Here is a 26,677-nt window from a genome sequence, read left to right on the forward strand (position 1 = left end):
TTCACCATAAATCTTAATATAATTACTCTATTTAAAGTTTTTTAACGAAAAATTTTTTCTTAACCCCATTTTTATGGCGAATAAACATATTTTTGATTTATAGAAATCCCCAATAAAAAAGTTATATATAGAATTAATAATAGCTTCATATATCCATTTTACAAGAGAGATATTAACCCCTAATTTAACGTTTAAAGGGTATTTATTTGCTAGATAAATATAATTCCTAAAAAATATAAATTGAAATTTAGGATTAGAGATATCATAAATTGTGAATTTAAATAAGCTGCTCCTATATTTTGATTTTTTCTTATTTATAGGATGGTAGTGTTTAGCCTTTGTAACAGTTTTAACAGAAAACCCATTCTTTAATATTCTATTTTGATACTCCGATTCATCTCCCCATATAAATAACTTCTTTTCAATCAACCCAATTGTATCAATTATATGTCTTGAAATAAAAGTTCCATTAAATGGAGTCAATTGATTTAGGATAATATCCTTCTTTTCAAGCTCTTCAATCTTCATTAAATCTCCATCTTTATCAAATAAAAAGCTTGCTGTCTTTCGTTTTTCTATATCAACGACTAATGGACCTATTACCGTGTCTTTACTTTTGTAGTCATATAAATATGTTAAACAATCCTTAGCAGGAACTCCGTCATCATCCATTAACCATAACCACTCATAATCAAGATCATATGCTTGTTTCATACCCTCATAAAAACCACCAGCGCCACCGTCATTCTCAAACTTCTTTACATATTTAATTAAAATATGTTCTCCTTTTGATTGATACTCCTTTGTCGAAATAATATTCGCACCCTTTTCATTCGTATTAATCTCTTTAATCCATCCTTTTTCAAGCAAAATATCATAAGTGCCATCTGTTGAGTTATTATCAATAATCAACAATAGATTAGGCAATAATTCTTGATCTAATATTCCTTGGATTGCATTAACTAATAATTTTTTTTTATTAAAAGTTACGACTATTGCTGCAACTTTTTTATCGGTCTTTAAATTCATTCTTAACTCTTTTTAACGCTGAACCAATTACTTGATGCATATCATAATATTTATACTCTGCCAAACGACCTCCAAAAATAACATTATCTTCTTTTTTTGATATTTTTTTATACTTTAAAAATAAATCACCATTTTTATCGTCATTTATAGGATAATACGGTTCTTTGCTATCGTCCCATTCTTGTGGATACTCCTTTGTTACAATTGTTTTAGACTGAGTCCCAAACTCAAAGTGTTTATGTTCAATAATTCTTGTATAAGGAACTTCTTTTTCATTATAATTTACAACTGCATTTCCTTGATGGTTTTCAGTATTTAGTGTTTCGTGTTCAAATTTCAAACTTCTATAATTCAACTTCCCAAATTGGTAATTGTAAAACTCATCTATTTTACCTGTAAATACAATTTTATCAGCTTTTTGATCCCACTCTTTCTTGTTTTTAAAATAATCAACAGAAGTTTTTGTATCTATTCCTTTTAATAAACCATCTATTAATTTATTATAGCCCCCTAGCGGTATCCCTTGGTATTTATCTTTAAAATAATTGTTATCAAAAGTAAAACGAACAGGTAAACGTTTGATTATAAAAGCTGGTAATTCTGTAGCTGGTCTTCCCCATTGTTTTTCCGTATACCCTTTTATTAACTTATAATAAATATCTGTACCTACTAATGAAAGTGCTTGTTCTTCTAAATTTTTAGGTTCAATTATGTTTAAACCTTTTATTTGATCTTGAATTATAGATTTTGCCTCTTCTGGTGTTTTTACACCCCATAATTGATAAAAAGTATTCATATTAAAAGGGAGATTATAAAGTTCTCCTTTATAATTTGCCATTGGACTATTTGTAAACCTATTAAATTCTACAAAAGAATTTACATAGTCCCAAATAGTTTTATCATTTGTGTGAAAAATATGTGCACCATATTTGTGGACATTTATTCCTTCTTTTTCTTCACAATAAATATTACCTCCTAAATGCGATCTTTTATCTATAACCAAACATTTTTTTCCACGATTATTTGCTTCATGTGCAAATACAGCACCAAATAAACCTGACCCAACTATTAAATAATCATATTTCATTCTACTAACAATTTATATTTATAACTAGCTATTAACATTAATAATGTGACCCAACACTCCACAGCCACCGCTGACCATGCAAGTGAATTTAAATTTAGATTATCTGAAAAATAAATCACTAAAATAATAATCGTAAAAAAGACTCCTGAACTCGCTATAATCTTTGTAAATGTTTTTTTGTAACCAAATATAATTAAACGAGACGTCCCTAAAAATTGACTTAATGCAACCATAATAGCCGATATTGCAAGAATACGCATTACCTCCACAGCTTCTAACATTTCTAGACTTCCCAATAAAATAACAATATTTTCACTAAACACGAAAATAAAAACGATTAAAACGAGTGTCATGATGACACCTAATAGCATTATTTTATTTATTTTATGAATACTTTTTAACCTTGTTAAGGTTGGAAAAGCTGCTTGACCTAGCATTCCTACAGGGATTTTAATTACGTTTAACACTTTTTCTCCTAAATCATAATAAGCAACTTCATTCATTCCTAAAAAAACACCTACCAGTACTTTATTAGCATTTACATAAACTTGAACAGAAGCTGCAGAAATAAAAAGAGGTAAACTTTCTCTAAAATAGAATATTAAAATAGCTTTTTGAGGTATGTGAAAGGTAATTTTCTCTTTAAAAATTAAGATATAGACAGAAATAACTCCTGATAAAAGAACACCGAAACCAATAATGATGGGTATAAACAAATAATCATTTTTAGTATTAATTATAAAAAATATTAAAACAGTAAATAATATTTTAGAAAACACATTTAATATCGTAATATATTTCATTTTATCTACTCCTTGGAAATACCATTGAGGAAACAACAACTCATTTAAGCAAGCAGAAAAAGACAAGGTCACCAAAATTGAAATATCTCTTAAAGCAGAGCTTATACATAAGGTAAATAGCAATAACAAAAATGAAACTATGAACAAAAAAAATTTAATTAGATAAATTGAAGAAACAATTTCTGAAAGTTTAACATTGTCATTAATATTTTCTGCTACTTCTTTAGTACCTGTAATATTAAAGCCAAAATTAATAATTAATGAAAAATACATTATTATAGCTTGAGCATATAATACAGTACCATATAAATCAGATCCTAAAACTCTAATTAAATAAGGATAAGTTACCAATGGCAACAAAATACTAATAAATCGAAGCAAAAAAAGATAACCAAAATTATGTATTAATTTTAGGTTATTTTCTATAACTCTCTTAATCACTATCCTATTCAAACTAATATAAATTTTTAAAAAGCATTATCACCTTGTTATAAAGATAACTAATTTGATTTAATTTTGTTGTATTTATTATACCAAGCAATAAAACAAGAAACTCCTTGAATAATTCCTACTGTACTTTTATATCCTATTTTTTCAATTTCAGAGATATCTGCCCAAGTTTGTGGAACATCACCAGCTTGCATTGGTAAAAATTCTTTCTTTGCTTCTTTCCCAAAACTAATTTCTATTGCCTTAATAAAGTCTCCTAGAGTTTGTGGGCTACCATTTCCAATATTTGAAATTCTATATGCAGGTTCATTCAAATTTTTTTCTGGAGGATTCGCTAATAATATTTCAATACCATTTATAATATCATCAATATAAGTGAAATCTCGACTCATATTTCCATTATTAAAAACCTTGATTGGACGATCTTTAGAAATCGCATCAGCAAATAAATAAATCGCCATATCAGGCCTTCCCCATGGTCCATATACTGTAAAAAAACGAAGTCCCGTTGTAGGTATATCAAATAAATGACTATACGTATGTGCCATTAATTCATTACTCTTTTTGGTGGCCGCGTACAAACTGATAGGGTAATCTACAGAGTCTGAAGTTGAAAACGGAGTTTTTTTATTTGCACCATAAACACTAGAACTACTTGCATACAATAAATGTTTAATATCATTGTGCCTACAACATTCTAAAATATTTAAAAACCCAACAATATTACTATCTATATATGTTTCAGGATTTTCTAGACTATAACGAACACCAGCTTGAGCTGCTAAATTACAAACAACATCAATTTTTTTATCTTTAAAAAGTTTGGGTAAATTGTCACGATCTTCTAAGTTCATTCTTATAAACTGAAAAGAATCTCCAAACTTTATTCCTGCAGTTTTATTTAAAAATACTTCTGCTTCGTTTCTTGAAATACCTAGCTCATTTAAACGTGCATATTTCAAATTAATATCATAATATTCATTTATATTATCTAACCCAACAACATCATAACCTTTACTTAATAGTCGTTTAGATAAATGGAATCCAATAAACCCTGCGGCTCCTGTAACAAGTATTCTCATTATTCTTGTTTTCCTATTTGATAATATTCAAACCCTTTTTCCTCTAAATTAAATGCATTGTACTGATTCCTTCCATCAAAGATTATAGGGGCTATTAATTGTTGTTTTATTTCTGAAAAATCAGGTGAACGAAATTCTTTCCATTCTGTTAACATAATTAAAGCATTTGCATCCTTTAGAACATCATACTTAGATTCAAAATAAGAAATATTTTCAACATCTTTCAAATAAAAATGTTGTGCTTCTCCCATCGCTTTTGGATCATAGGCCTTCACTTTTGCTCCTCTCTTAACAAGTTCCTTTACTACATAAATAGCTGGTGCTTCTCTCATATCGTCGGTACCTGGCTTAAATGCTAATCCCCACAACCCAAATGTAAAACCAGATAAATTTTCACCAAATCTTTTTACAATTTTTTGTGCTATTACTAACTTTTGAGCATCATTTACATACTCTACAGATTCAATTAATTTTGCTTTATACCCATTTTCTTCTGCAATTTTCTTTAAAGCTTTTACATCTTTAGGAAAACAAGACCCTCCATAACCTGCTCCTGGATAAATAAAGCTATACCCAATTCTCGCATCTGAACCTATACCAATTCTAACTTGATTGGCATCTGCACCCACTCTTTCACAAATATTAGCTATTTCATTCATAAATGAAATTTTAGTGGCCAACATTGCATTTGCAGCGTACTTTGTCATTTCTGCAGAACGAATGTCCATTGCTATAAATCGATCATGAGACATACAAAATGGATGATACAATTCTTTCATCTTATTTATTGCGTACTCCGAATCAGACCCAATAACAACTCTATCTGGTTTCATAAAATCGGCTATGGCAGCTCCTTCTTTTAAAAACTCGGGATTAGAAACTACATCGAACTCTATAACAATACCTCTGGTATCTAGTTCTTCTTGAATAGTTGCCCTTACTTTATCTGCTGTTCCAATCGGCACCGTAGATTTATCTACAATAACCAATTTTTTTTGCATAAATTGTCCGATAGATTTTGCAACAGCCAAAACATATTGTAGATCAGCAGCACCGTCATCTCCCATAGGAGTTCCAACAGCTATAAAAACAATTTCAACTTCACTAATAGCCTCTTCTAAATTAGTTGTAAAAAATAAATTCTTATTCTTTACGTTCTTTAGAACCATTTGTTCCAAACCTGGCTCAAAAATGGGAATGATTCCTTCGGCTAATTTTTTAATTTTATTTTGATCTATATCTACACAAATTACTTTGTTTCCCATTTCGGAAAAACAAGTTCCTGAAACTAAACCAACGTAGCCTGAGCCAATAACAGCTATATTCATTACTTCTCTTTTACTTTTAAATTTTCTTTTTCTTGCACTTCTTTTCTTAAGCCACTACTAGAGAAACGATGTTCTCTTTTATTAAAATATAAGTCAATCCCTTTTTCTTCGCAATATTGTCTTCCTGTAAATTGTTTGCTAGCATACTCATCTCCAATAATACGAACATCAATTTTAAAAGACCTTAAAATATCTTCTAAGTCTTGTTCTGTAGCATAAGGTACAATTTCGTCTACATATTTACAGCCACTCAACTGAATGTATCTTTCTACTACAGATTGTACAGGTCTGTTTTTTTCAGGCCTATCTATTGTGGGATCTGTTTGAAGTGCACAGATTAAATAGTCGCACTGATTTTTTGCATCTTCTAACATTGTAATATGCCCTGCGTGTAATAGATCAAACGCACTGAAGGTGATTCCTACTCTCATCTTTTATTTTTGGCAAATATAGTATTAATTTTTTGGTTTAAAAAAGGGTGTTTTTCACCTGAATTCGCTACACCTGTATTTCTAATATCATGAACAATTTCAATCGAACTTAGAACCTCCTCTAACCCAAAACCGTCATTGCGAGGAGGTACGACTCGGCAATCTGTTTGTTATTCGCTCTTACTCCATGAGATTGCTTCGTGCCTCGCAATGACGGATGCGAGTGGAACAATGACGGATTCGAGTGACGCAATGAGAGATTCAAGCGTCATTGCGAAGAGGTACGACGCGGCAATCTGTTTGTTACTCACTCCTACTCCATGAGATTGCTTCGTGCCTCGCAATTACGGATTCGAGTGGAACAATGATGGGTTTGAGTGACGCAATGACAAATTCGAGCGTCATTGCGAGGAGGTACGACGCGGCAATCTGTTTTGTTACTCACTCCTACTCCATGAGATTGCTTCGTGCCTCACAATGACGGATTCGAGTGGAGCAATAGCGGATTCGAGTGACGCAATGAGAGATTCAAGCGTCATTGCGAGGAGGTACGATGCGGCAATCTGTTTGTTATTCACTCCTACTCCATGAGATTGCTTCGTGCCTCGCAATGACGGATTCAAGTGGAGCAATAGCGGATTTGAGTGACGCAATGACAAATTCGAGTGTCATTGCGAGGAGGTACGACGCGGCAATCTGTTTGTTATTCGCTCCTACTCCATGAGATTGCTTCGTGCCTCACAATGACGGATTCAAGTGGAGCAATAGCGGATTTGAGTGACGCAATGACAAATTCGAGCGTTATTGCGAGGAGGTACGACGCGGCAATTTGTTTTGTTACTCACTCCTACTCCATGAGATTGCTTCGTAATTAGCAATGACGGATTCAAGTGGAGCAATGATGGGTTTGAGTGACGCAATGAGAGATTCGAGCGTCATCGCGAGGAGGTACGACGCGGTAATCTGTTTGTTATTCACTCCTATTCCATGAGATTGCTTCGTGACTCGCAATGACGAATTCGAGTGGAACAATGACGGATTCGAGTGACGCAATGACTAATTCGAGCGTCATTGCGAGGAGGTACGACGTGGCAATCTGTTTGTTATTCGCTCCTACTCCATGAGATTGCTTCGTGCCTCGCAATGACGGATTCGAGTGGAACAATGACGGATTCGAGTGACGCAATGACAAATTCGAGCGTCATTGCGAGGAGGTACGACGCGGCAATCTGTTTGTTATTCACTCCTATTCCATGAGATTGCTTCGTACCTCGCAATGACGAATTCGAGTGGAACAATGACGGATTCGAGTGACGCAATGAGAGATTCGAGCGTCATTGCGAGGAGGTATTGTTATTCTCTCCTACTCCATGAGATTGCTTCGTGCCTCGCAATGACGGATGCGAGTGGAACAATGACGGATTCGAGTGGAGTAATGACGGGTTTTAGTGACGCAATGGCAGTTTTAGGGTTTTCATTCCTGCATACAGCTCTGTAAAAACACCTTACCAACCTGTTTAAAAGGACCAAAAAAAAAGAAAGGATACTTTTTAAAAAAGTATCCTTTCTTTTACTTAAAAGTAACGCTCCTTTTTGCAAAAAGTTACCTTTCTTTTTAAGAGAAGTATGGGAAGTTTTTAGGCAAAAAAAAGTCCCGATGTAGCATCGGGACTCTTTAAACAATGTACAATACCTATTAATTGAATGTGAAATCTACATTACTTAGCATCGAACGCAAACGTTTGTCTGGTCTAAAATTTATATGTGCTTTTTTAATAGCATTTATCGATAGCTCCTCTTTTGTAGCAACCCCTTCTGAGCTTATTCCTATTTGAAAAGACCCCAACTTATCTAACTTTACAATTTTACCTTGCGCTAACTCATCTGCTACATTATGTAACAAAGACAATAAAACTGCATAACAGTCTGCTTCTCTTACCGTACTTTGATTAGACACTAAATACGCCAACCTTTCTAAATCGGTGGTACCTGTTGCAATTGCTTGTGCATAAAACTTATTGGCCGCTACTCTGTCCTGCGGATTTGGACGTTCTATTGATTTTACTTTTACCATGATGGTTTACTTTAAAAATTTAAAAAATTACAACTTTTATTTAAAGAGATTGTTATAAGACATCTCTATAGTCGCTTTAAAAACTCTGTGACAAGCACCCAACCACTCACGATTTTAAGTAGTAAAACACTAAGTAACAATTACCTAATGGAGTTCGTGAAAATAAAATTAAATCATACCTTACCTGGCAGTTTGATGTACTGCATTAAAAATTATACTAATTTTTTTGGTAAGTTTTAAGAAGTATTGTAATTTTGAAGTCTAGAATCAAAACAAACACTTCTTAAAGTGTTACCATTTTAAAAAAGTCTTTAAGCACCAACTTTAAGGCTTTTTTACTTTTGTAAAGATACAACTATCACCAATACCTAATCTAACTTATTTACCTTGAGTTATCAACAGTAAAAGATAGCTCTATCGATAGTTCATTAAATCAAGTAGATTTATGTTGTTTTTCAAAAAAGAACAGCACAAAACGCTTTTAAAGAGGCTTGCGTTTCTTTTAGTTATTAGTTTCCTTATTTTTCACAGTATAATTTTAACAAATTCAGTTATTGATAGGTAAAAGAAATGAACATTCTAAAACAACTTATGATAGAGGACTGCATTTTACTTAAAAAAACAGTACAAATAGATGAAACAACTGTGGTACAGGTAGTTGCAAAGACATTTATCTCTTTTCTAAACTTTAACTTTAACGGTTTTTATGAGTTTATATATTTTATGTTTAACTTACACAAAAGAAGTATGACAGTGAATCTAAAGCTGTGCTACAACTGATAAAAAATCAATTCTTTATTTTATGATCTTTACTTATAAGTATATGCTTATTTTCTTAAAAAAGAGTGGCTATATGCTAATTGGTTTGTTTCCTTGTTTCTAATATCATAAACAATTACAATAGCACCTCGAAGCTCTTAAGCTCGAGACCCTCATTACAATATTGTTTTATACTTTCGGAACGTAACTCTGTAAAGCCTTACTAAAGGCTAACTCTTCATTATCAATTGCTATAGACCTGAAGCTTCTTTCTTCTTTGTTCTTTTTCCTTTATTTCTTTCGGCAACTCATTTTCATCAATAAACAAAAGCCAACGAAATGTTGCATTCTTAAACTCCAAAAAATCTGTTTCGTACTACTTTACTTTCAATTACTCTTACAAGCTTCATTTGTGAGTGTGGCAATAATTGGTGATGCAATCTTCTTAAAAACACATAACATAAAAAAATTCGATTCATTATCCTAATAGAAGTTGACATCGAAACCTAAAATATCTCGAATTCATCTTGTCTAAAAGTTTAAAAAAAACACCCCATGTTACCACTAAATAACTTGTAATTAAATAAGTAATCTCTGTGAGTGTAAAGTTTATGTTATAGCTCTTTTACTCTTTGAATTAAGTATTGCCCATAACCATTTTTCTTTAACGGTTCCGCAAGTTCTAATAACTGTTCTTTAGAAATATAGCCTTTTTCATATGCTATTTCTTCGAGACAAGCTACTTTTAATCCTTGTCTATTCTCAATAGCTTGTATATAATTTGTAGCTTCTAACAATGATTCGGGGGTACCTGTATCTAACCAAGCAAAACCTCTTCCCAATAATTCTACTTTTAACGTCCCTTCTTTTAAGTATGCTTGATTAACAGAAGTAATTTCCAATTCACCCCTGTGACTTGGTTTCACTTTTTTAGCTATGTTAACAACACTATTTGGATAAAAATACAATCCAACTACAGCATAATTACTCTTCGCCTTTTTTGGTTTTTCTTCTATACTTATTGCTTTTCCATCCTTGTCAAAATCAACAACACCATATCTTTCGGGATCTTGAACATAATAACCAAAAACTGTTGCATTTTGCTGAGTCTCTGCGTTCTTTATTGAGGCTTGTAATAGGTTTGTAAGCCCATGTCCATAAAAAATATTATCTCCTAAAACTAAACAAACATCATCGTTGCCTATAAATTCTTCTCCAAGAATAAAGGCTTGCGCTAAACCATCTGGGTTTGGTTGTTCTTTATAACTTAGCTCAATACCAAATTGCGAACCATCTCCTAATAGTTTTTTAAAGCTAGGAAGATCATGTGGTGTAGAAATAATTAGAATCTCTTTTATACCAGCCAGCATTAAAACCGACAATGGGTAATAAATCATCGGCTTGTCATAGATAGGTAACAATTGTTTACTTATTGCAATTGTTAATGGGTGTAAACGTGTACCTGAGCCACCTGCTAAAATAATTCCTTTCATATTTTTAGTTATAATATTCTTTATAATAATTTTGATACTCACCAGAAGTTACATTATTCAACCATTCTTTATTATCAAAGTACCAATCTATTGTTTTAGCAAGCCCTTCTTCAAATGTTACTGTTGGGCACCAACCTAACTCTTTATTTATTTTTGTTGCATCGATTGCGTATCGTAAATCATGACCTGGCCTGTCTTTAACGTAAGTGATTAATCTCTCTGAATCACCAGGTTCTCTAGAAAGCTTAGTATCCATTAAACTACAAAGTAATTTTACTAAGTCAATATTTTTCCATTCATTAAACCCTCCAATATTATAAGTTTCCGCATTAGCTCCATTATGAAAAACGGTATCTATACCAATCGCATGATCTATTACATACAACCAATCTCTAGTATAATTACCGTCTCCATACACTGGAAGTGATTTTTTATTAATAATATTATTTATAAATAATGGAATTAATTTTTCTGGAAAATGATTGGGACCATAATTATTAGAGCAATTAGAGATTACATATGGCATACCATAAGTTTCTCCGTAAGCACGAACAAAATGGTCTGAACTTGCTTTGGATGCTGAATAAGGAGAATTAGGGTCGTAGGAAGTGTCTTCTGTAAATAAACCTGTGAGTCCTAAGCTTCCATACACCTCATCTGTACTAACGTGGTAAAACCTCTTATTACTCCAATTATTACTCCATAAACGATTGAAAGCATTTAAGAGAATCATTGTGCCTAAAATATTTGTTCTTGCAAAAGCCAAAGGGTCTTTAATAGACCTATCTACATGAGATTCTGCTGCTAAATGAATAACAGAATCAAATTTAAATTCATCAAATATTTCATTTATTTGATTTTCGTTTGTTATGTCTGCTTTAATAAAAACATAGTTAGATTTTTTTTCAACATCCCTTAGGTTTTCTAAATTACCTGCGTATGTTAATACATCTAAATTGTATATTGTATATTCTGGATATTTGTTTACAAAAAGTCTAACAACATGTGACCCTATAAATCCAGCTCCTCCAGTAATCAAAATTTTTTTATTCATTCTTATTTATTGTCTGCAATTTTTATACTTTCACTTTTATTAAATACTAACAAGGTTTTTCTAACAGAAGCAATAAAAAATTATAAAGTTTTATCCTTTAAAGATTCGTCAAGAATATTTTTCACATCATAAACTAAAGAGTTTTCTTTTTTTAAGGCTAAAAAATCCAAGTTTTTAAATTCATTATGTGAAACAGTTAAAACCACAGCATCAAATTTTTCTTTAGGCAACTCTTTTACAGAAACTAAATTATACTCACGTAAAACTTCCTTTTCATTAGCCCATGGATCATATATTGTTACATTAATTCCAAATTCTTTCAAGGAAGATATAACATCTACCGCTTTTGTATTTCTAACATCTGGACAATTCTCTTTAAAAGTAATTCCTAAAACTAAAATTTCAGCATTTTTAATTCGAATATCTCTTTTAATCATCAATTTAACAACCTCAGAAGCAACATACTCTCCCATACTGTCATTCATACGTCTTCCTGCTAAAATAATCTCAGGATTATAACCAAACTCTTGCGCCTTTTGTGCTAAATAATAAGGATCTACACCTATACAGTGCCCACCAACTAATCCTGGTTTAAATGGTAGAAAATTCCACTTGGTTCCGGCAGCTTCTAACACGTCATGCGTGTTAATACCCATTAAATTAAAAATTTTGGCTAGCTCATTAACAAATGCAATATTAATATCTCTTTGTGAATTTTCAATCACTTTTGCTGCTTCCGCTACTTTTATTGTTGGCGCAAGATGAGTACCCGCAGTAATAACTGATTTATATAAAGTATCTACTTTTACACCAACTTCTGAATTAGAACCAGATGTTACTTTTAAAATTTTTTCTACAGTGTGTTCTTTATCTCCTGGATTAATTCTTTCTGGAGAATACCCAGCATAAAAATCAATATTATATTTCAAACCAGAAACTCTCTCTAAAACAGGAACACAATCTTCTTCGGTTGCACCCGGATAAACAGTGGATTCATAGACAACGACATCTCCTTTTGAAAGTACACTTCCAACAGTTTCACTTGCCTTTATTAAAGGGGTTAAAATTGGCCTGTTATTTTTATCTACTGGAGTTGGAACAGTTATTATATAGTAATTACAATCTTTTATTTTCTCTAAGGAATTTGTACAAAATAAACCGTTCAACCCAGTAACATCATCAACTAAAACAGATTTTAAAGTATCTTCATCTACTTCAAGAGTACTGTCTACACCAGACATTAGCTCCGTAACTCTATTTGTATCAATATCAAAACCAACAACAGAGTATTTTGTAGCAAAAAGTCTTGCTAATGGCAAACCTACATAGCCTAAACCTATAATAGCGATCTTATCTTTTTTCATTTTTACAAATTTTTCCAATACCAATTTACAGCTTCTTTTAATCCTTTTTGTAAAGAAAACTGTGGGTTGTAATTTAATAATTCTTTTGCTTTATCTACACTAGCATGTGAATGAGGAATGTCTCCTTGTCTATTAGGTCCATTAACTACTTCTACATTTTTTATTTCTGAATTAAATTCTGACAAGTATTCTTTTAAATATCCCATCAAATCATTTAATGTATTTCTGTCTCCAAAAGCTACATTATATACTGTATTAACTGCTTTTTTATCTGCTAAAAGACTTAAAAAATTAGCTTGTACAACATTATCTATATAAGTAAAATCTCTTGAGTAATTTCCATCTCCATTAATAACTGGTGACTCTAAATTCATCAATTGGCTCACAAATTTAGGGATGACGGCTGCGTAAGCACCATTTGGATCTTGTCTTCTACCGAAAACATTAAAGTATCGCAACCCAATCGTCTCTAAACCATAGGTTTTAGAAAAGATGTCAGCGTATAGTTCATTTACATATTTTGTAATTGCATACGGAGATAAGGGTTTACCTATTTTATCCTCAACTTTAGGCAATGCTTCAGAATCACCATAAGTAGAAGAACTTGCTGCATATACAAATCTTTTTATATTATTATCTCTAGATGCTACTAACATATTTAAAAACCCAGTAACATTTACTTCATTTGAAGTTATTGGATCTTGAATAGACCTTGGAACTGACCCTAGTGCAGCCTGATGTAAGACATAATCTACTTCTTTAGTAGCTTTTAAGCAATCTTCTAAATTTCTAATATCGCCTTCAAATAGCGTAAAATTTTTATGACTCTTAAACCCTTCTAAGTTTTCTCTTTTACCTGTAGCAAAATTATCTAAACAAACAACGTTGTTTCCTTTTAACAATAGTTGCTCACATAAATTAGACCCTATAAAGCCAGCACCTCCTGTAACTAAAACCTTTTTACCTACTAAATTAATTTCCATTTTATTTTTTTATATTTAATTATAATAATTGAATATTAATTTCAAAAATATTTTGAGAAAAGTAACATAAATTATAGAAAATAAATCTCTTTAGCTATATACATTATAGCTGAGTATTATTATTTACCTATTTGATAATATTCAAACCCTTTTGCTGCTAAATTAAATGCATTGTACTAATTTCTACCATCAAAAATAATAGGTTTTTTTTTAATTGAATTTTTATTTCGTCAAAATCTGGAGATCTAAATTCTTTCCACTCTGTTAATAAAATTAACCCATCACCCCATTGTAACACTTCATATTTAGAAGTATAATTTCATCTACATATTTACATTCATTTAATTGAATGTATCTTTCTACTACAGATTGTATAGGTCTGTTTTTTTATATCCTCTAACATTGTAATATGTCTGGCATTCAATAGATCAAACGAACTGAAGATAGTTCCTACTTTCATCTAACAAAAATAATAGTATATTTTTAGTCTAAAAAAGGGTGTTTTTCTCCTGTTTTTATCACTTCTTTGTTCCTAATATCATGAACTATTTCAATTGAACTTCGAACTTCCTCTAAACCAAAGCCTTGGTTCAAAATAATCTTCTTATAACTCTCAGTATGCAACTCTGTAAAACCTTTACTAAATTCTAATTCCTCATTATCAATAGTTATTGATCTATAGGTTCTTTGACTTTTCTCTTTAATTTCTTTTGGAAGATCATCCTCATCAATAGACAAAAACCATCGAACTCTTGCATTTTCAAACTCTAAATAACCCGCTGCTTTGTTTTTTTCTCTAAGGTGAACAATATTTTCTTGCACATTACCAAAAATCCAAGATAACATGTCATAAAAATGAACCCCAATATTTGTTGCTATTCCTCCTGATTTAGACTCATCACCTTTCCATGAAACATCGTACCACTTCCCTCTTGAGGTTATATATGTTAAATCGACATCATACTTGCCTATTTTATTCGCTACATCAACTTTATTTTTAAGCTCAATAATAGACTCATGTAATCTTAGTTGAAGAATGGTATTAATTTTTCCTTTCGATTCTTTTTCTATAGCAGCTAAAGCATCTATATTCCAAGGATTTAAGACAATTGGTTTTTCACAAATTGCATCAGCACCTCTTCTTAAGGCCATTCTTATATGAGAGTCGTGTAAATAATTTGGTGTACAAATACTAACGTAATCTAAATTAATATTTTGATTTCTCTTTAACTTTTCTATATGCCGATCAAATCTTTCAAATTCTACAAAAAAATCTGCGTTAGGAAAATAACTGTCCATAACCCCTACAGAATCAAACTTATCTAAAGCGGCTATTAAATGATTATTAGTATCTTTAATTGCTTTTAAATGTCTTGGTGCGATATAGCCCGCTGCGCCTATTAATGCGAAATTTTTCATTATTATAATGATTTACTAACTTATATTAAAACACTCCACAATTTGTTCATAGAAAAAAGGCTTAACTATCCCTAATTTCACAAAATGAAAATTTCCTGTTATTTTCTATAGAAAGATGAACTAAAAAGCAACCTTTTTTTATTAAGCGAAATCCACACAGGTTAGATACTATAAATAACACAAACGCAACTAGTATTTTCCCGTTGTTGGCTCTACACTCATGTTAGGAGTTCTTTTTTAACTCTTTTTCAAGAAAATCAAATATAACAAAAAAGAACCACTTACCCCTTTCTCTAAAGCCATTAAAAACGAAAAAATCCTTCACATAAATGTGAAGGATTTAACTTTGGTGGGCAATGAGGGATTCGAACCCCCGACCCTCTCGGTGTAAACGAGATGCTCTGAACCAACTGAGCTAATTGCCCTAAGCGGCTGCAAATATAACATAGATTTTAGATATACCAAACAAAATGTTATATATTTTTATCTGAAATTAAAATTCATTTTAAAACGAAAAAATCCTTCACATAAGTGTGAAGGATTTAACTTTGGTGGGCAATGAGGGATTCGAACCCCCGACCCTCTCGGTGTAAACGAGATGCTCTGAACCAACTGAGCTAATTGCCCTAAAGCGGATGCAAATATAACACTGATTTTAGACATACCAAAACAAAAAACATAATTTATTTAAATAATTTCTGCCACAACAAATGTACTTCCTCCAATATAAATTATATCTTGCTGATTAGCATTAAGTAACGCTCTTTCAAAAGCCTCTTTAACAGAAAAATATTTTTCTCCAATTACACCAAATTCTTTTGCTTTTTCTTGTAAAACCCCTTCCGAGAGTCCTCTTGGTATATTTGGTCTACAAAAGTAATAGATTGCACTCTTTGGAAAAAGAGGCAAAACGTCTTCTAATTTCTTGTCTGAGACAACCCCTAAAACAATATGAAGCTTATTAAATTGCTCTCTTTTTAATTGATTTAAAACAATTTTTAAACCTTCTTTATTATGAGCAGTATCGCAAATTACCTTCGGATGCTCTTGTAAAACCTGCCATCTTCCTTTTAAACTTGTGTTTTTTACAACATTTAGCAATCCGTTTTGAATGTTTTCTTCAGAAACTAGAAATCCCTTTAACTTTTTTATTGCTACAACAGCTGTCTTTGTATTTTTATTTTGATAATCACCTAACAAATCGGTTTTATAAAGCGCAGATTCATCCGAAGCAAAATAAATGGGTGCTTTTTCTGCTTCCGATTTATCTAAAAAGACATTTTTTACAGCTTTTTGCTCTTCACCAATAATAATAGGAATTTTATTCTTTATAATGCCTGCTTTTTCAAAAGCGATTTCCGGCAATGTTTCTCCTAAAAACTGTGTATGATCTAGACCTATATTTGTGATTACAGAAATTTCTGGAGTAATAATATTTGTGGAATCTAATCTTCCGCCTAAACCAACTTCAATTATTGCAATATCAACGTTCTCAGTAGCAAAATAATCAAAAGCCAAACCTACTGTCATTTCAAAAAACGATAATTTTTGCTTCTCTAGAAAATCTTTTTGCTTATTTATAAATGAAGTTACTTTTTGCTTCGGAATCTCTTCCCCATTAATTCTAATTCTTTCTGTAAAGTTTTTTAAATGCGGAGAGGTATACAAACCAACCTTATAACCTGCTTCTTGTAAAATTGAAGCTAACATGTGACTTGTAGATCCTTTTCCGTTTGTACCGCCAACATGAATCGATTTGAATTTATTTTCTGGAAAGTTTAATTCTTTTGATAGCGCTAAAGTATTGGTTAAATCTTTTTTAAATGCGGCTTTACCTTCTCTTTGATACATTGGTAATTGCGCAAACATCCAATCTAAGGTTTCTTTATAGGTCATTAATAACGGATTGAAAAGATGCTTCGACAAGCTAAGCATAACAATTAATAAACAACAAATGTAAGTGATTATTTAGACAAAGAAAACTTATAAATAATAGTTCCTATTTGAATTTTTGGAGCATCTTTATCTGAATTCCATGTAGTTCTTAAAGCTGCTTCTTTTGCTGGTTTTGCTAAACAAGGTGCCGTATTTGTTGTTCCTTTTACACCAGGAACTGCACTAATTACTTTTCCGTTTTTATCTACCGTAATTCGAACAACAACAATACCTTCTTCTTGGCAATCTGGTTGTTTTTTTGGTTTAGAAAGTGCTTTCCTTCCTGCTAGATTATAATCTCCTCCAGAGCCACTTCCAGTATTGCCGTAATAATTAGAAGCATTGGGATCTCCTTCTTTTTTACCTTTTACTCCCACAACCTCATCATCTCCTTCTCCTTTTGACTTCCCTTCGGATGAATTTCCGTTTAACAACTTATTTAAAGCATCTTGATTTTCTTTAGATGGTTTTGGTTTCGGTTTTTCTTTCGGAATTTCCTTTTTTATAACCTCCTTAATCGGTTCCTTCTTCTTTTCTTTTACTTTTTCTACAACAGGAACATCTTTAGAAGTATCATTTGTAATAATTTCTTCTTTAATGGTTTCTTCTGGAGTTTCTTTAACCTCTTCTACAACTGCTTCTTTTTTTACAACTTCTTTCGGAACCGTTTTTTTAGAGACTACAACAGGCTCTCCACTACCAACATTTGCATCTCCAAAATTTATTGCCAAACCATATTCTTCTGGCGGGTCTAAATATTGCATTCCGTAATTGAATATTCCGAAGATTAAAAGCAACAGAATAAGCGCAGTAATTACTGCCGATTTACGTTTATGTTTGGTATCTAAAATTAACATATTACTTGCCTTTTACAGCTAAAATCATTTTTAATTTGTTCTTATTTGCAATGTCAATCACTTTCATCACATTTTTATAAGGAACATCTTTGTCTCCTCGAATGATAATTGTTTTCTGCTTATCTGCCCCTACTTTTCTTAAAATCTCACTTTCTAATTCTAATGCAGTCACTTCTGTTTTATCAATATAAAAAAGCGAATTATTAGTAATTGAAACTGCAACAGACTTACTATTTTCTGTCTTTCCGCCTGCTTTTGGTAGTAAAACATCAATTGCGCTTACGGTTACTAATGTAGATGTAAGCATGAAAAATATCAACAATAAAAAAACAATATCTGTCATGGATGACATATTGAATGTTGGATCTACCTTATTTCTTCCGCGTAAATTCATTTAGACTGGTTCGTTTAATAAATCTAAAAACTCAACAGATTTTGCTTCCATTTGATACACTACTTTATCTGTTCTAACTACCAAATGATTGTATGTTATGTAAGCAATAATACCAACAATTAAACCAGCAACCGTGGTTGTCATGGCAGTATACAAACCATCTGACAGTAATTTTATATCTATTTGTCCGCCTGCATTTGCTATTTCATGGATAGCAATAATCATTCCAATAACAGTTCCTAAAAAACCAATCATTGGTGCTGCACCTGCAATAGTTGCTAAAACACTTACATTTTTCTCTAGTTGATACACTTCTAATTTACCAGCGGTTTCAATAGCTGTATTAATGTCTTCTAAAGGTTTTCCTATTCTAGAAATTCCTTTCCCGATTAAACGCGCCGTTGGAGTATTCTTGCTTTTACAAAGCGAATCTGCAGCTTCTAGTTTACCATTAGAAACATAATCTCGAATCTGATTCATAAAATTTTCATCTACTTTAGAAGCCGCTTTTATAGCAAAGAAACGTTCAAAATAAATATACAAACCAACAGTTAGTAACACAAAAAGGATCGCAATTATTATTTGACCTCCTAAACCACCATCCATAATTAATTTATAGATAGACAGTGTTTTTTCTTCGGAAACTACTTCCTCTAACAACTCTTTATTTTCTTGAAAAAATGACAACATTTACTATTGTTTTAAAGTTCTAACTTACTAACGACTATTCTTTTTTAAAATTGCTTCAAAATGAACAAGTCAAATTTATTATCAAAAAAAATGCCATTTCAAATAAAAACTGAAATGACATTTTATATTTTATTTTATATGAATTAAAATAGTGTTCTCGTAATCATAAATGTAGCAGAACCGACTAAAAAACCGATTAATGCTAACCAAGATATTTTTTTGAAATACCAGAAAAAATCTATTTTCTCCATTCCCATTGCTACAACTCCTGCCGCAGAACCAATAATTAACATAGAACCACCTGTTCCTGCTGAAAAAGCGATAAAATGCCATAACTCATTATCAATTGGCTCAGAAAACATTCCTAAACTTGCTGCGACTAAAGGTACGTTATCAATTACCGCAGAACCAACTCCTAATAACATTACTACTAAATCAGATACACCCGTACTACCTGCAACATGTAACTCTGTTCCCATCATCGGTATAGTTTCCTGTAAAGTTGAGGCAAAATTGAATAAAATTCCTAAAGACTCTAAAGCTGCAACTGCCATTAAAATTCCTAAGAAAAATAAAATACTTGGCATTTCAATTTTAGATAAAGACGCATGAACAGGGCTGTGATGCGCATGTGCTTCTGACTCCGCACTATCATAATCTGTTAAAGAGAATTTAGAACGACTGTATATCTCTGCAAAAGTAGCCACAATAGCTAAAGATAACATCATACCAACGTAAGGAGGTAAATGTGTAACTGTTTTAAAAATAGGAACAAAAACAATAGCTCCTAAACCTAAATACAACATTCTAGCACTGTGCGGACTTTTTGGTTTCTCTACTTCGTTTTCATCAAAATCTATTTCCCCTTTAAAAGCAGGTAAAAATGATGCTACAAATGTAGGAACTGCCATACACAATAAAGATGGCAATAATAAGTATTCTACTAATTTTAAAGTAGTTACTTTTTTACCAATCCAAAGCATTGTTGTAGTAACATCTCCAATAGGAGACCAAGCACCACCTGCGTTTGCTGCAATAATAATTAAACCTGCAAACCAAATTCTTTCTTCTCTCTTTTTAACAATTTTCTGTAAAATAGAAATCAGAACAATGGTCGCTGTTAAATTATCTATAATTGCAGATAATATAAATGCTAATATTGAGAAAATCCATAATATTTTAGATTTCTTCTTTGTTCTAATATAACTTTTAATTGTTGAAAAACCATCAAAATAATCAATAACCTCTACAATAGTCATTGCTCCCAAAAGGAATACTAGAATTTCTGCCGTTTTACCTAAATGATGCAGCAGTGTTTCTTCTACTAAATGCATTTTAGCATCATGCCCAAGACCACCAAAACCATCTACTAAAGCGTGCTTACCAGAATCGAACCAACTTGTAAAATTATCTACTCCTAAAGCAACTAAAGCCCAACATACAGCCATCATTACCAGTGCTGGTATTAGCTTGTCTAATTTTATGTTGTGCTCTAAAGTAATGGCCAAATACCCCATTACAAATACTATAATAATTACTGATTCCATATTCTCTATTTAGTTTATATCAATTGTTTAAGCGCTATTTCAAACGCAGTTGAACATATTTTTGTTTTAGATGCACTCTTTTTAAAAGTGTTTTGTAATGCTTTCTTTATAATATTCGATGTATCATCAAAAATAGCCTTGTCTTGCATTGGTAAAGGGACTCTTGCCTCCATTAAATAGGCAAAAACTCTTGCAATACCACAGTTTGAAATAAAATCTGGTAATAAGCTTAAATGATTATCTGTGTACTCCATTATAGGTCCAAAGAAAATTTCTTTGTCTGCAAAAGGAACATTTGCTCCTGGAGAGATTACTTCTAATCCTGAGTCAATCATTTGTTGAACTTGATCTTTAGAAACCAACCTTGAAGCCGCTGCAGGAATAAAAACTTCAGCAGGTAAACTCCATATTTTATCATTAATCTCCTCAAAAGGAATCATATTTTCAGAAACTAATTTATTTCCATCTTTAGCTAAAAATAAAGCAGTCATTTCTTCCATAGAAAAACCTTCTTCCTTTATTACACCACCATCTCTATCTATAATCCCAACAACTTTAGCTCCTAATTGAGTTAAGTAGTAAGCTGCTGCAGAACCCACATTTCCAAATCCTTGAACAATAGCTCTTTTCCCTTCAATATGACCTCCGTAAATATTATAATAATGTTTTACAGCTTCTGCGACACCGTAACCAGTTAACATATCTGCAACGGTATATTTTCTTGATAAATCTGGCGAAAAGTTTTTATTTTCGATTACTTTAATTACACCTAAGCGCAATTGACCAATTCTATTAATTTTATCTGCTTCTGTAGGTTTAAAATGCCCATTAAAAATACCTTCTTGTGGATGCCAAACACCACAATCTTCTGTAATAGGAATTACATCTTTATCTGCGTCTACATTTAAATCTCCACCCGTACCATAATAATGTTTTAATAAAGGAGTTACTGCTTTGTACCAACGCTCTAAAACTTCTCTTTTTCTTGGATCATTCGGGTCGAAGTTAATACCAGATTTTGCACCACCAATTGCGGGACCAGAAATGGTAAACTTCACTTCCATTGTTTTTGCTAAAGACAAAACTTCATTTTTATCTAAGCCTTTTCTCATTCTGGTTCCTCCACCAGCTGCTCCACCTCTTAATGAGTTTATAACCGTCCAACCTTCTGCTTCTGTTTCTTGATCTTTCCAGTGAAAAACGATTTCTGGTTGTTTGTTCTCGTATTTTTTTAATAATTCTTTCATCTTATTTCTTTATAAAATTTCAACTTAATTTCTAAATTCTTTTATGCAATTTTTTACGGCACTTTTGTATCTAGAGAAGCTAAAGCTGATTCATCTTTTAAAATATTTTTAGAATTATTATATAGTTGTACTGTACCCCACAAACTTACTGTAAAAAAAACAAATGTTAAAACTTTTTAAATCAAAAACTACGGTAAAAAAATTACTCCCGAAGAATGATTTTTACTAGCACCCGTGACACTTTTTAAGCAATTTACTTGATTATCAATTTTTAAGACTCCTAAAAAGGCAAAAATTAATGCTTCTTTATAATTAATTAATGCGTCTGATGACTGTTTAATTTTAACGTTAGCATAACACTCTATACGGCTCATTAAAAAAGAATTAAAAACACCACCTCCGGTTATTAAAACAGAATCTGAATTTTTTATTACAGTAGCTATCTGAATTGCAATATGCTCTACAAAAGTTGTTAAAATTACAGAGATATCTGTTTCTAAACTATCTATTAAAGGAAATATTTCTTGTTGAACCCATTCTAATCCTAAGGATTTTGGTGGTGCTATTTTGTAAAAATCTAAAGAATTTAAAGCTTCTAAAAGTTGTTTGTTAATCTTCCCTTCTGATGCAATTTTTCCAGACGCATCATATTCTAATCCAATTTTATTGGCATAAAAGTTCAGAACAATATTTACAGGACAAATATCAAAAGCTACTCTTCCTCCATTCTTATGAAAAGAAACATTAGAGAACCCTCCTAAATTTAAGCAAAAATCATATTCAGAAAACAACAATTCATCACCAATTGGCACTAAAGGCGCTCCTTGACCACCTAACGTAACATCTTGTGTTCTAAAATCGCAAACAACTTTTTGTTTCGTTATTTTTGCAATTTCTTCACCAGAACCTATTTGTAACGTAATTCCTTTTTCTGGTTGATGTAAAATTGTATGTCCGTGAGAAGCTATAAAATCGATCTTTTCAATCTTATAATTATGAATAAAGTTATCAATTACACCTCCCAAGTGTTTGCCGTAAGTAGTATCTAAAACCAATAATTCTTCCGAAGAAAAATGAATTGCATTCTGTAACAATTGCTTCCATTCTTTAGAATACGCTACTGTTTCTGCATGTAAAATATCAAAAAACGCATAGTCGTCCTTCCTAAACTTCACATACACCAAATCTATTCCGTCTAAAGAAGTACCAGACATTAAACCTATTACAAAAACCTCTCTTTTATTCATTTGCGTAAAAATAATAAAAGTCTACTGAAAATATGTTACGAAATCGATATCTTTGAAGTCGAATATTAAGAAAATAACAAATAAATAGATAGATGGACTTTAGTTTAACAGAAGAACACATAATGATTCGAGATGCTGCAAGAGATTTTGCGCAAAACGAATTATTACCTGGTGTAATAGAGAGAGATAATAAACAAGAATTCCCACAAGAATTAGTAAAAAAAATGGGAGACCTTGGTTTTATGGGAATTATGGTAGATCCTAAATACGGAGGAAGCGGAATGGATGCTATTTCTTATGTATTAATTATGGAAGAACTTTCTAAGATTGATGCTTCTGCTTCTGTAATTGTATCTGTAAATAATTCTTTGGTTTGTTACGGCTTAGAATCGTATGCCTCTGAAGAACAAAAACAAAAATATTTAACAAAATTAGCTACAGGAGAATTTGTTGGCGCTTTCTGTTTAAGTGAACCAGAAGCAGGCTCAGACGCAACTTCACAAGCAACAACCGCAGAAGATAAAGGAGACCATTACCTAGTTAATGGTACAAAAAACTGGATTACAAGTGGTGGTCGTGCAGATGTTTATTTAGTAATTGCACAAACAGATAGAGAAAAAGGACATAGAGGAATTAATGCTTTTATTGTTGAAAAAGGAATGGAAGGTTTTCACGTAGGCCCTAAAGAAGATAAATTAGGAATCCGTGGTTCAGACACGCATACGTTACAATTTAACGATGTAAAAGTACCTAAAGAAAATAGAATTGGTGAAGATGGATTTGGTTTCAAATTTGCCATGAAAACACTTTCTGGAGGTAGAATTGGTATTGCTGCTCAAGCTTTAGGTATTGCAGCTGGCGCTTACGAATTGGCTTTAAAATACTCTAAAGAACGTAAAGCTTTCGGAACAGAAATCTGTAACCACCAAGCAATTGCGTTTAAATTAGCAGACATGCACACAGAAATTGAAGCTGCAAGAATGTTAGTTATGAGAGCTGCTTGGGACAAAGACCAAGGAAATAATTACGACATGTCTTCTGCAATGGCTAAATTATATGCAAGTAAAGTTGCGATGGAACATACCGTAGAAGCGGTACAAATTCACGGTGGAAACGGCTTTGTAAAAGATTATCATGTAGAACGTTTAATGCGTGATGCAAAAATTACACAGATTTACGAAGGAACTTCTGAGATTCAGAAAATTGTAATCTCTAGAGGAATTATCAAAGGATAAACAACACCTTATATAATGTACAAAAATCCATCTTTTCATAAGATGGATTTTTCTTTTGGGCGTGTTTTTGAGAAAAACAAAAACCGCGCTATTCACTATATCTTTTTTTCATTCTTCAAAAAAGGATGCCGTTTCTATCGCTCACGCTGGCTTATTTAAAAAACTATTCTTTCAACTCTATATTATACAACTGCAAACCAGAAGAAGGCGCATTGTTTCTCATAAAATGTCTATCGTTATCTTCTTTTAGAGATGCTTCAATAAAATTGAAATCGATATTTCCTTTACCAACTTCAAATAACGTTGCCATCATTAATCGTATTTGATACCTTAAAAACCCTTTTCCTTTCACCTTTAATATATAAGATTTCTCTGGAAAAAAACTTGCGGTTAAAATAGTGTTTTCAACAATTTCACAAGAATCAATAACTCTTTTAAAGATGGCATTTTCAGTTGGCTTGGTACAGTACTTATGAAAATAATGTTCACCTTCAAATAATTTTGCAGCAATTTTCATCTTTTCAATATCAAGAACTTCAGCAATATTCACAATAAAAGGCGCCGCAAACGGATGATTCTTTTCTCCAAAAGAAAAATAATAATGATATTCTTTAATCTTCGGCGTGTTAATAATAGTATACTTTACATCGACCTCTTTAACAGAACTCGCTCTAAAATCAGGAGAAAAGTTAGAATTTAAAGATCGTAAGAAAGAAACTTCTTCAATTTTAGTATTTCTAAACAATTGTACATAATAAGAATTTGCAGACACCTTTGCATCTGTTCTACCAACACCAATCGTTTTAAAATCAAAATCTTCAAAAACGTACGACAAAGATTTATCAACCATATCGTGTAATGTTTTTGCATTTTTTTGCTTTTGCCAACCAGAAAAACGAAAACCTAAGAATTCTATACAAATTATATAAGAAAATGAATATTTCATAGAACAAAAGTACAATAAATCCATAATTTTTCACGAAACATGTATTTTTATGAATATCACAAAATTATAACTATATTTTTTACAAACCCAATATTACATATCCTTAATTCATTAAAATATATATTTATAATAATTTAACCTCTATTTTTTTAAGGGTATTTACTAAAAAAGTATAACTTAAAAAAACAGACCCCTAATAAATAAAATTAAATAGATACATTTGACCTGTTCATTAAAATAAAACACCACAATAAAAAAAACGAAAATTATGAGAAAAATAATTTTTACTTTATTATTAGCAAGCAGTTTAACAGTGTCTTGTCAAGAAAAAGAGAACAAAGGAAATTTTACATTTAGCGGAAGTGTAGATACGTATTATAGCAGTAATCTTTCTAAAAACTCTTTAGGCACTGTTGGCGTTTTATCTGATGTTCCTGCAAACGGATTTGGTTTGGGAATGGCAAATACCATTTTTTCTTATGAAAAAGGAAAAGTTGGTGTAGTTGCAGATTTAGCTTACGGACCAAGAGCAAATGCGTATACTGGTACAGTTAATCAACTATATGTTTACTATAAATCATCTGAGAAAGTAACATTTACTTTAGGTCAGTTTAACACCTTTTTTCGGTATAAAGTAATTTCTCCTGTAGGAAATTTCAATTACAGTGTTTCTTATTTATTTAACGCAGGCCCTTTTTCTCATACGGGTTTAAAAGTAGATTATGCAGCGTCAGATGATTTATCTTTTATGCTAGCAGTTACAAATCCACATACAATTACCACAGGATCAAATCCAACTCACGACTATCAATTAGGTTTTCAAACAGGTTATAAAGGTCAGTTTTTAAATTTAGTATATGGTGCTGTAACTCAAGTTGGCGCTACAGATTATTTATTTTTAGATTACGCAAGTGGCTTTAGCTTAAGCGAATCTTTTTTCTTCGGAATTAATGCAGCGTACTCAAACTCAAATAACGATGAGATTGATTACCAATCAATTGCTTTGTATTTACAGAATACTTTTTCTAACACATTTTCTTTAGGGTTAATACCAGAATTTCACAAAACAACTTCATAAATAGTTGATGCTAGTGCAAATGCTTTCACTTTAACAGGTAATACAAACCTAAAAGATAGCTTAAAACTTGTAACAGAAATAAGATATGATTCTTCCGAAGACAGAATTATATCTAATCTGCCTAATAAAAACAGCGCAGCAGGAT

The 26,677-nt window shown here is 31.7% G+C and carries 22 protein-coding genes, 2 tRNA genes and 2 pseudogenes; 2 read left to right on the forward strand and 24 right to left on the reverse strand.

Annotated features, from left to right (window positions below; genetic code table 11):
* Positions 1–27: 27 nt before the first annotated feature.
* The 23 genes and pseudogenes from CW731_RS07955 to CW731_RS08070 form a co-directional block, all read right to left on the reverse strand.
* Positions 28–1,029: a glycosyltransferase gene (locus CW731_RS07955; RefSeq protein WP_100946227.1), complete on the reverse strand. Its 1,002-nt coding sequence runs from the start codon at positions 1,027–1,029 to the stop codon at positions 28–30.
* The gene (gene glf / locus CW731_RS07960) at positions 1,010–2,116 is read right to left on the reverse strand and encodes a UDP-galactopyranose mutase (RefSeq protein WP_100946228.1); all 1,107 of its coding nucleotides are present in this window, start codon (positions 2,114–2,116) and stop codon (positions 1,010–1,012) included. Before glf ends, CW731_RS07955 begins: the two co-directional genes overlap by 20 nt.
* On the reverse strand, positions 2,113–3,372 hold the full coding sequence (locus tag CW731_RS07965) for an oligosaccharide flippase family protein (RefSeq protein ID WP_157812208.1): 1,260 nt from the start codon (positions 3,370–3,372) through the stop codon (positions 2,113–2,115). Before CW731_RS07965 ends, glf begins: the two co-directional genes overlap by 4 nt.
* Before the next feature lie 47 nt (positions 3,373–3,419).
* On the reverse strand, positions 3,420–4,451 hold the full coding sequence (locus CW731_RS07970) for an NAD-dependent epimerase (RefSeq protein WP_100946230.1): 1,032 nt from the start codon (positions 4,449–4,451) through the stop codon (positions 3,420–3,422).
* Positions 4,451–5,779: a UDP-glucose/GDP-mannose dehydrogenase family protein gene (locus tag CW731_RS07975; RefSeq protein ID WP_100946231.1), complete on the reverse strand. Its 1,329-nt coding sequence runs from the start codon at positions 5,777–5,779 to the stop codon at positions 4,451–4,453. The genes CW731_RS07970 and CW731_RS07975 overlap by 1 nt, the downstream gene beginning before the upstream one ends.
* Complete coding sequence (locus tag CW731_RS07980; RefSeq protein ID WP_100946232.1) at positions 5,779–6,210, reverse strand: adenylyltransferase/cytidyltransferase family protein; 432 nt, start codon at positions 6,208–6,210, stop codon at positions 5,779–5,781. The genes CW731_RS07975 and CW731_RS07980 overlap by 1 nt, the downstream gene beginning before the upstream one ends.
* A 1,696-nt stretch (positions 6,211–7,906) precedes the next feature.
* The gene (locus CW731_RS07990) at positions 7,907–8,284 is read right to left on the reverse strand and encodes an HU family DNA-binding protein (protein WP_100946234.1); all 378 of its coding nucleotides are present in this window, start codon (positions 8,282–8,284) and stop codon (positions 7,907–7,909) included.
* Between the two features lie 1,373 nt (positions 8,285–9,657).
* A complete protein-coding gene (gene rfbA / locus CW731_RS07995) occupies positions 9,658–10,536 on the reverse strand; it encodes a glucose-1-phosphate thymidylyltransferase RfbA (RefSeq protein WP_100947654.1) in 879 nt (292 codons plus the stop codon).
* Positions 10,537–10,540: 4 nt separating this feature from the next.
* Entirely contained in the window at positions 10,541–11,590 is a 1,050-nt protein-coding gene (gene rfbB, locus CW731_RS08000) for a dTDP-glucose 4,6-dehydratase (RefSeq protein WP_100946235.1), read from the reverse strand.
* 80 nt (positions 11,591–11,670) lie between these two features.
* Complete coding sequence (locus CW731_RS08005; protein ID WP_100947655.1) at positions 11,671–12,954, reverse strand: nucleotide sugar dehydrogenase; 1,284 nt, start codon at positions 12,952–12,954, stop codon at positions 11,671–11,673.
* A 2-nt stretch (positions 12,955–12,956) separates the two neighbouring features.
* Entirely contained in the window at positions 12,957–13,937 is a 981-nt protein-coding gene (locus tag CW731_RS08010) for an SDR family oxidoreductase (RefSeq protein WP_100946236.1), read from the reverse strand.
* Positions 13,938–14,113: 176 nt separating this feature from the next.
* Positions 14,114–14,247 (reverse strand): annotated as a pseudogene (locus CW731_RS15800) (UDP binding domain-containing protein); the annotation flags it as partial.
* 5 nt (positions 14,248–14,252) lie between these two features.
* Positions 14,253–14,397 (reverse strand): annotated as a pseudogene (locus tag CW731_RS15805) (glycerol-3-phosphate cytidylyltransferase); the annotation flags it as partial.
* 23 nt (positions 14,398–14,420) lie between these two features.
* Positions 14,421–15,356: a Gfo/Idh/MocA family protein gene (locus CW731_RS08025; RefSeq protein ID WP_100946237.1), complete on the reverse strand. Its 936-nt coding sequence runs from the start codon at positions 15,354–15,356 to the stop codon at positions 14,421–14,423.
* A gap of 347 nt (positions 15,357–15,703) precedes the next feature.
* Positions 15,704–15,781 (reverse strand) — tRNA-Val (locus CW731_RS08030).
* A 124-nt stretch (positions 15,782–15,905) separates the two neighbouring features.
* A tRNA-Val gene (locus CW731_RS08035) sits at positions 15,906–15,983 on the reverse strand.
* A gap of 60 nt (positions 15,984–16,043) precedes the next feature.
* Complete coding sequence (locus CW731_RS08040; RefSeq protein ID WP_100946238.1) at positions 16,044–17,252, reverse strand: folylpolyglutamate synthase/dihydrofolate synthase family protein; 1,209 nt, start codon at positions 17,250–17,252, stop codon at positions 16,044–16,046.
* A gap of 68 nt (positions 17,253–17,320) precedes the next feature.
* Positions 17,321–18,148 carry an energy transducer TonB gene (locus tag CW731_RS08045; RefSeq protein WP_100946239.1) on the reverse strand — a complete coding sequence of 276 codons (828 nt, stop codon included), beginning with the start codon at positions 18,146–18,148 and terminating at the stop codon, positions 17,321–17,323.
* A gap of 1 nt (position 18,149) precedes the next feature.
* Positions 18,150–18,542, reverse strand: a complete 393-nt coding sequence (locus tag CW731_RS08050) for a biopolymer transporter ExbD (protein WP_100946240.1) — start codon at positions 18,540–18,542, stop codon at positions 18,150–18,152.
* Positions 18,543–19,232, reverse strand: coding sequence for a MotA/TolQ/ExbB proton channel family protein (locus CW731_RS08055; RefSeq protein ID WP_100946241.1), 690 nt, complete (start codon positions 19,230–19,232; stop codon positions 18,543–18,545).
* A gap of 143 nt (positions 19,233–19,375) precedes the next feature.
* Positions 19,376–20,779, reverse strand: a complete 1,404-nt coding sequence (gene nhaD, locus CW731_RS08060) for a sodium:proton antiporter NhaD (protein WP_100946242.1) — start codon at positions 20,777–20,779, stop codon at positions 19,376–19,378.
* A gap of 14 nt (positions 20,780–20,793) precedes the next feature.
* Positions 20,794–22,026, reverse strand: a complete 1,233-nt coding sequence (locus tag CW731_RS08065; RefSeq protein WP_100946243.1) for a Glu/Leu/Phe/Val dehydrogenase dimerization domain-containing protein — start codon at positions 22,024–22,026, stop codon at positions 20,794–20,796.
* Between the two features lie 188 nt (positions 22,027–22,214).
* Complete coding sequence (locus tag CW731_RS08070) at positions 22,215–23,273, reverse strand: anhydro-N-acetylmuramic acid kinase (RefSeq protein WP_100946244.1); 1,059 nt, start codon at positions 23,271–23,273, stop codon at positions 22,215–22,217.
* Positions 23,274–23,365: 92 nt separating this feature from the next.
* Here CW731_RS08070 and CW731_RS08075 point away from each other — a divergent pair, with 92 nt between their 5' ends.
* The gene (locus CW731_RS08075; protein WP_100946245.1) at positions 23,366–24,508 is read left to right on the forward strand and encodes an acyl-CoA dehydrogenase; all 1,143 of its coding nucleotides are present in this window, start codon (positions 23,366–23,368) and stop codon (positions 24,506–24,508) included.
* Positions 24,509–24,671: 163 nt separating this feature from the next.
* On the opposite strand, the gene CW731_RS08080 is transcribed toward CW731_RS08075, so the two are convergent.
* Positions 24,672–25,454 carry a tRNA pseudouridine(38-40) synthase TruA gene (locus CW731_RS08080; RefSeq protein ID WP_100947656.1) on the reverse strand — a complete coding sequence of 261 codons (783 nt, stop codon included), beginning with the start codon at positions 25,452–25,454 and terminating at the stop codon, positions 24,672–24,674.
* 268 nt (positions 25,455–25,722) lie between these two features.
* On the opposite strand from CW731_RS08080, the gene CW731_RS08085 reads away from it, so the two are divergent.
* Complete coding sequence (locus CW731_RS08085; RefSeq protein ID WP_232734650.1) at positions 25,723–26,532, forward strand: outer membrane beta-barrel protein; 810 nt, start codon at positions 25,723–25,725, stop codon at positions 26,530–26,532.
* Positions 26,533–26,677 lie beyond the last annotated feature (145 nt).

The sequence above is a fragment of the Polaribacter sp. ALD11 genome (assembly GCF_002831685.1).
In the GTDB taxonomy this organism is placed as follows: domain Bacteria; phylum Bacteroidota; class Bacteroidia; order Flavobacteriales; family Flavobacteriaceae; genus Polaribacter.